Source organism: Streptomyces hirsutus (assembly GCF_001418415.1).
Lineage (GTDB): Bacteria > Actinomycetota > Actinomycetes > Streptomycetales > Streptomycetaceae > Streptomyces > Streptomyces hirsutus.
Map to the genome: position 1 here is coordinate 1 of NZ_LIQT01000238.1, position 6,859 is coordinate 6,859.

Genomic DNA, 6,859 nt, shown 5'->3' on the forward strand with positions numbered 1-6,859 from the left:
CACGACCCGGAGGCCGCCGCGATCCTGCTCACCGCCGGGGTGCCGATCACGATGTACGGCCTGGACGTGTTCAACCGGGTCGTCGTCCCGGCGGCCGAGGTGCGAAGGCTGCGCGCGAGCACCGAACCGGGCGCCCGACTGGCCGGTGACCTGCTCGCCCACCGCCCCGCGGCCCCGGGCACCACCGCCGGGGGCACCGGCGGCACCGCCGTCCACGCCACCGTCGACGGCCCCGACGAGGCGGCGGGCGGACTCGGCGACGCGGGCGCGCTGTGCGCGGTCGTCGACCCGGAGGGCCTGACCACCCACCGGCTCCCCGTGGAGGTCTCCCTGGCCCCCGGCCCGACCCGTGGCCAGACCGTCGTCGACCGCCGCTCCCGCATCGGCGAGTCCGAACTCCACGCGGGCACAAGCGAGCAGGCCATGGTGGACGTGGGGCTGGAGGTGGACGTCCCGCGCTACGTGAAGCTCTACCTGGAGACCGTGGAGGCGGGCGGAACCCGCTGAAGCGCCGCCACCGGGAACGGGTCGGCCACACCGCTCCGCCTACTTCTGCGGCGTTTTGGACAGATTCACGCTGTCATCCGCAGGCACCGGACACCGCAGGAGACCGCGTGACCGACCGCACCAGCAATCCCGCCATCCGGCCGACCACCCCCACACCCGACGCCGGGCCCGACGCCCCGCCCGACCTCTCCCCGCGGAACCCCGACTGGTGGCGGCAGGCCGTCGTCTACCAGGTCTACCCGCGCAGCTTCGCGGACGCCGACGGGGACGGGCTCGGGGATCTGCGCGGCCTCACCCAGCGCCTCGCCCACCTCGCCGCCCTGGGCGTGGACGCCCTCTGGCTGAGCCCCTTCTACCCCTCCGAGCTCGCCGACGGCGGCTACGACGTCGCCGATCCGCGGGACGTGGACCCGCGCCTCGGCACCCTCGACGACTTCGGCGCGCTGGTCGCCGAGGCCCACCGCCTCGGGCTGAAGGTCATCGTCGACATCGTCCCCAACCACACCTCCCACCGGCACGTCTGGTTCCAGGAGGCGCTGCGGGCCGGCCCCGGCTCCGCGGCCCGCGACCGCTACGTCTTCCGCGAGGGCCGCGGTCCGCGGGGCAAGCACCCGCCCACCGACTGGCAGTCCGTCTTCGGCGGCAGCGCCTGGAAGCGGGTGCCCGACGGGCAGTGGTACCTGCACCTCTTCGCCACCGAACAGCCCGACCTGAACTGGACGAACCAGGAGGTCCGAGACGACTTCCGCACCACCCTGCGGTTCTGGTCCGACCGGGGGGTGGACGGCTTCCGCATCGATGTCGCGCACGCCCTCGCCAAGGACCTGAGCGAGCCGCTGCGCGACCTCGGCACCCCGGGACGGAGCGGCGAGGCCGCCCTGGCCGAGTTCGCGCCCGGCACCCATCCGTTCTTCGACCGCGACGAGGTGCACGAGATCTACCGGGACTGGCGGAAGATCTTCGACGCCTACTCCCCGCCCCGCACGGCCGTCGCCGAGGCCTGGGTGCCCGGCACCCGGCGCGCCCTGTACGCCCGCCCGGGCGAACTGGACCAGGCCTTCAACTTCGAGTACCTACAGGCCCCCTGGGACGCCGGGGCGCTCCGCGAGGTCATCGCGGGCTCGCTGGAGACGGCCCGCGCGGCCGGCGCCTCGGCGACCTGGGTGCTCTCCAACCACGACGTCGTACGCCACGCCTCGCGCCTGATGCTCCCACCGGACACCGACACCGACGCCTGGCTGCTGTCCGGCGGCCGCGCCCCGGCCGTCGACACCGCCGCCGGGCTGCGCCGGGCCCGCGCGGCGACCCTGCTGATGCTGGCCCTGCCCGGCTCGGCCTACCTGTACCAGGGCGAGGAACTCGGCCTGCCCGAGGTCGCCGACCTGCCCACGGAGGTCCTCCAGGACCCGGTCTGGGAGCAGACCGGCCATGTCCGCAAGGGCCGCGACGGCTGCCGGGTGCCCCTGCCGTGGACGACGACCGGACCGTCGTACGGCTTCGGCGCGGGCGGTGCCTGGCTGCCGCAGCCGCCCGGCTTCGCCGCGTATGCCGTCGAGGCGCAGGACGGGGTCGAGGCACGCGAGGGCGTGCCGGGCTCGACCCTGGAGTTCTACCGCACGGCCCTGCGCCTGCGCCGCAAACTCCAGGAGGGCGAGACGCTGACCTGGCAGGATGCTCCCGCCGGGGTGCTGCGGTTCGACCGCCACGACGGTTGGCGCTGCGTGGCCAATCTGTCGACCGCCTCGGTCCCCCTGCCCCCCGGCGAGGTTCTGCTGACCAGCGCACCCCTGACGGACGGCCGCCTGGCCCCGGACACGACGGCCTGGCTGAGCCCCTGACGAGCCCGGAGCCGGTCCGTCTCCGGACCGGTTCCGGCTCCACCGGTCACACGTGTCCCGGGCCCCCACTGCCGAAGGCGCCGCTCGACCCGGGCAGCCAGCGCTTCCGCTGCTGGTCCTTCCCTGTTTTGGTGGAGGCGTGGTGGAGCTGGTAGGGCATGAGGCGTTCGCCGTCCCTCGGTGCCGTCGGCATCTCGTCCGGCTCCCGCATCTCCCGCATCTCGTGGACCGCGCCGGTCTCCGGAAGTCTCGGCTGCTCCTCGGGGCGTGGACGGAGTTCCTCCTGGTCCATGACCTTCATGCCGACGCGTACAGCCCAGATCAGCGCGCCGGCCACGACGAGCCCGCCGATGAAGGCCGCGCCCAGGTGCAGGACGTTCTGACCTGCGGCCAGTAGTTCATACGTTGCCGTACTCATGTTCTGAGTATGGACGAGGAAATAAGATAAAGCGCCCGGAATGTCCTGACCTCTCGTTCGGTCGTCCCGACGGGCGCTCCTCCCCGCGCCATGGCAGATTGCGGCCGGAGGGAAGGCTGGGACGGGCCGTCGCGTCCCCACGTGTGCAGCTCGGGGCCCACCCCGGCCTTCCCGTCCGTCGCGAAGGCGGCGATCGGGCCACCTCTGCCCCGGGCCTTCGGCGTGCGCGTAGTACGGGACCACCCGTGATCACCCACGATCACCCGCGATCGCCATTGATCCCCCGTGATCATCCCGTTTCCGCCGGAACAGTGCTGACTACGCGTTTCGCGTACTAGAGTTTCGACTGCGTTGAATGCGCGCTCTGGCGCGCACGGTGCGCGGCGGGCTGCCGAGGAGAGGTCTCTCCGGCTCGCCGTGGTTTTTTGGGGGGATTCATGCACGAAATGACCAAGGGGGCCAACGTCGGGCTGGCCACCCTGAGCGACCACGTGGATTCGGTGATCGCGAGTCTGGGGTGGGTCAGCCAGACCGGCGAGGGCGACGCGGACGTGTCCGTCCTGCTGCTGGGCCCGCACGGCAAGGTGCGCAGCGACGCCGACTTCTACTTCTACAACAATCCGGTGGCCGTCGACGGCAGCGTGGAACTCCTCGGCAAGAAGCCGGCCGGAGAAGGCAGCGAGGACCGGATCGTCTTCGATCTGACAGCGGTCCCGGACGATGTCGAGCGGATCGTCGTCGCCGCGAGTCGGTACGAGGGCATGCGCTTCGATGAACTGGACGGCTTGCAGGTCACACTGGCCGACGGTTCGGGCGACAGCCTGCTCCGGTTCCCGATCGAGGACACCGGATCGGTGAGCGCCTTCATCTTCGGTGAGCTGTACCGGCGCTCGGGCGAGTGGAAGTTCCGGGCCGTCGGACAGGGGTACGACACCGGCCTCGCCGGGCTGGCGGCCGACTTCGGGGTCGACATCGACGATGACACGGCGGAAGCCGGAGCAGCGGCGGAAGCCGACGGGGTGGGAGCCCCGCACGAGTCGACGGCAGCGGACGGGACGACGGTCGCGGAAGAATCCGACACCACGTCACCGGCCGTTCCCGGCGGGCAGGAGCCGCAAGCCCCTCCGACGGCGATCCCCGCACCGCGGCAGTCTCAAGAGGGCGCAGGGCGGAGCGGGAAGCCGGCGCGGCCCCGCACCGCCAAGAAGAAGGTCACGCTGCCCAGGGCGGAGCAGAAGTCCCTCGCCGAGAACGATGCGTGGAACCAGGCGAGGCTCTTTCCCCTTTCGATGCTCAAGAGCGACCGTGACCGCGAGATGCGTGCCACCTCCGTGCTGTTGTCGGTGATGGCGCAGGTGCCGGAGTTCGGTCGCCGGCTGACGGCCGGATTCGGCGCCCCCGCGGGCCGTATGGAGACCTATACGGAAGTCACGTTGCCGCACGGCGACTCCCCACGGCGTCCCGACGGTGTGATCCGGGTCGAACGGGCCGGAAAGCTCTGGACGGCGCTCGTCGAGACCAAGACCAACGGCAACGCCCTCAAGGCCGATCAGGTGCAGGCCTACATGGACATAGCGGCTCGGCGTGGCTACGAGGCCGTGATCACGCTGTCCAACGACGTCGCGCTGGAAGGAAGCCCGCTGGTCGACGTCAAGGTCGACGGCAGGCGCAAGCACAAGGTGGCCCTGTGGCACCTGTCCTGGGCGGAGGTGGCGCACCAGGCGCAGATGCTCATCCGGCACGAAGGTGTCGGAAACGGCGCGCACGCCTGGCTGCTCCATGAGCTGCTGCACTACATCCAGCACGAGAACTCCGGTTGCCACGGCTTTCAGAACATGGGCGCCGCGTGGGTCCCCGTGCGCCGGGGCATCGACGACGAGACCCTCTGCCAGGGTGACTCCCGTGCCCTTGAAGTCGTCGAGAGCTGGGAACGGCTGATCCGCCAGGTCTGTCTGGGGCTGGGCGGCGAGATCGGCCAGAAGGCGCTTCCCGTACGCCGGGTCAAGCGGGGAGCCGACCCCGGGGAGCGCCGGGCACTGATGGCCGACCAGTTGTGCCTGGAAGGACGGTTGCAGGCCGAGGTGCGGATCGAGGACACGCCGGGTGTCCTCGCGATCAGCGCCGACCTGCGGACCGGCAGGCTGCGCACGTCCATCGAGATCCCGGCACCCGATCAGGGCTACCCCCTGGCCCGGGTGAAGCGGCTCGTCAAGTGGTTGGGCGAGGCCCCGGCCGACCTGCACGTCGAGACGCTGGTCGATACCGGGGCGGGCGGGCCGAGGGGCACTCTGGAACGACTCCGCCCCGAGCCGGGGGACCTGCTGCCGAAGAACGGTGCACAGATCACCGGTTTCCGGCTGACCCTCTTCAAGGGCATGGGCAGCACGCGCGGCAACGCCGAGTCCGGGTTCATCCGCAGCGTGGACGACGCCGTCCACCGGTTCTATTCCACCGTGGTGGTCCACCTCGAGCGGCCGACGTCCCGGAAGGCCGAGCCGAAGCCCGCGTGAGCGGTGCTGCCGGGGCGGTCAGGGCGGTAGCCCCGTGCTGCCCCGGCCTCCCGGTCGGCCCAGGCGCAGAGGCAGTTCCTTCAGGCCGCGCAGCAGGGTGCTCGTCCGCCGGGTGAGGTCCGTCGGGTCCGGTCGCGAAGGCGGGGGAGGGGCAGCGGTCCAGGAGGAGGCGAAGGGCGATCGTGGCCTCCGCGCGGGCCGGCGGGGCGCCGAGCTCGGTGACGTACTCCGGGAGATGGGTCCGCACCGGTCACGGGTCCGAGAGGGAACGAAGGGCGGCTCCGATGCCCGGACGGAGGAGCGCCGACTGCGGGCACCGTGAACAAGGGCAGACATCTGTGTGCGCCGCAACAGCTTTTCCTTCAAGGCGGTTAGAGTTCCTGTGTGGGGAACCCGTCCCCGGAGCGGTCCGTGTCCCGGCGGTCCGCAGGAAGGCGCGCATGCCCTCGGAGAGCCAGCCGAATGCCGGCGCCCGGCAGCCGGACGGTGGCCGGCCCCCCGTCGCAGACCGGCTCGACGACAACCACTTCCCGGCCTACACCATGGGCAGGGCCGCCGAACTGGTCGGAGTGGCACCCGCCTTCCTTCGCGCCCTGGACGGGACGGGGCTGATCACCCCGACGCGCTCGGACGGCGGCCACCGTCGCTACTCGCGCCATCAGCTGAAGCTCGCCGCACGGGTGCGCGAACTCGTCGACCAGGGGACCCCGGCCGACGCCGCGTGCCGGATCGTCGGCCTGGAGGAGCGGCTGGAGCAGGTCGAGCGTGACTACGAGGAGCTGCGCCGGCAGGGCGGGAGCGCCGCGCATCAGCGTCAGTGAAAATCTATCCCCGCCAGAACAGAAATTTAGCGCCCGTCGCAGAAATCTATTTCTTCAAACGCGTTGACCATGCCTTTCCTTGGTGATTTTCCTCGCTTGCCGTGGATATGGTTCGTGCTACGCTGACGTCAGTTGCAGTTGTGGTTGCCAGTTTGCTACCGGTTCTCCGGGCAGGTGATCATCGCGACGATGAGGGAATTCGTAAAGTGCGATTTCCCGGCACTGTCTCAGGAGATTTGATATGGCCACCGGTACCGTGAAGTGGTTCAACTCGGAAAAGGGCTTCGGCTTCATCGAGCAGGACGGCGGCGGCGCCGACGTCTTCGCCCACTACTCGAACATCGCCACCTCGGGCTTCCGTGAGCTCCAGGAAGGCCAGAAGGTGACCTTCGACGTCACGCAGGGCCAGAAGGGCCCGCAGGCCGAGAACATCGTTCCCGCCTGACCCGTAGTACGCCAGTACGCAGGGATTGCAGCAGGGCCCCGCACTTCGGTGCGGGGCCCTGCTCCGTGTTGTCCGGGGGCCGGACCCCCTACGCGTTCAGGGTTCCTGAACGCGGCCCGGGTTTCCCGGTACTCGTCCTGAGGGGAAGGGCCGGAGCGCGGACGCCCCGGCCCTTTCGTGGCGCGTGCTTCAGCGGCGCCGGTGGACGGTTCAGGCCTGCTTCGGGCCGGTCTGCTGGACCACCTCGAACGACCACAGCGTCGCGTCCGTGGCGGCGGGCTTCGGTCGGTCGCCCTGCGCGCCGCCACGGACGCGACGCT

6 protein-coding genes and 1 pseudogene are annotated in these 6,859 nt (G+C 70.8%); 5 read left to right on the forward strand and 2 right to left on the reverse strand.

Annotated elements, in window-relative coordinates; all coding sequences use genetic code 11:
* Both AOK11_RS18590 and AOK11_RS18595 read left to right on the forward strand, forming a co-directional pair.
* The coding region (locus tag AOK11_RS18590) for a nucleoside hydrolase (RefSeq protein WP_206188879.1) at positions 1 to 507 on the forward strand (507 nt) is incomplete at its 5' end.
* Between the two features lie 107 nt (positions 508 to 614).
* Positions 615 to 2,345: a glycoside hydrolase family 13 protein gene (locus tag AOK11_RS18595; RefSeq protein ID WP_079034938.1), complete on the forward strand. Its 1,731-nt coding sequence runs from the start codon at positions 615 to 617 to the stop codon at positions 2,343 to 2,345.
* 46 nt (positions 2,346 to 2,391) lie between these two features.
* Here the strand turns inward: AOK11_RS18595 and AOK11_RS18600 are convergent, their stop codons facing one another.
* Positions 2,392 to 2,763, reverse strand: a complete 372-nt coding sequence (locus AOK11_RS18600; RefSeq protein ID WP_055594847.1) for a DUF6479 family protein — start codon at positions 2,761 to 2,763, stop codon at positions 2,392 to 2,394.
* Between the two features lie 437 nt (positions 2,764 to 3,200).
* Between AOK11_RS18600 and AOK11_RS18605 the strand changes: the two genes are divergently transcribed.
* From AOK11_RS18605 to AOK11_RS18615, 3 genes are all read left to right on the forward strand, one after another.
* The gene (locus AOK11_RS18605; RefSeq protein WP_055594848.1) at positions 3,201 to 5,273 is read left to right on the forward strand and encodes a TerD family protein; all 2,073 of its coding nucleotides are present in this window, start codon (positions 3,201 to 3,203) and stop codon (positions 5,271 to 5,273) included.
* 440 nt (positions 5,274 to 5,713) lie between these two features.
* Positions 5,714 to 6,094 (forward strand): MerR family transcriptional regulator, encoded by a 381-nt coding sequence (locus AOK11_RS18610; protein WP_055594849.1) that lies wholly within the window; start codon positions 5,714 to 5,716, stop codon positions 6,092 to 6,094.
* A 241-nt stretch (positions 6,095 to 6,335) separates the two neighbouring features.
* Positions 6,336 to 6,539, forward strand: a complete 204-nt coding sequence (locus AOK11_RS18615; protein WP_004985680.1) for a cold-shock protein — start codon at positions 6,336 to 6,338, stop codon at positions 6,537 to 6,539.
* Positions 6,540 to 6,749: 210 nt separating this feature from the next.
* On the opposite strand, the pseudogene AOK11_RS45085 reads toward AOK11_RS18615, so the two are convergent.
* Positions 6,750 to 6,859: pseudogene (locus AOK11_RS45085) on the reverse strand (antibiotic biosynthesis monooxygenase); the annotation flags it as partial.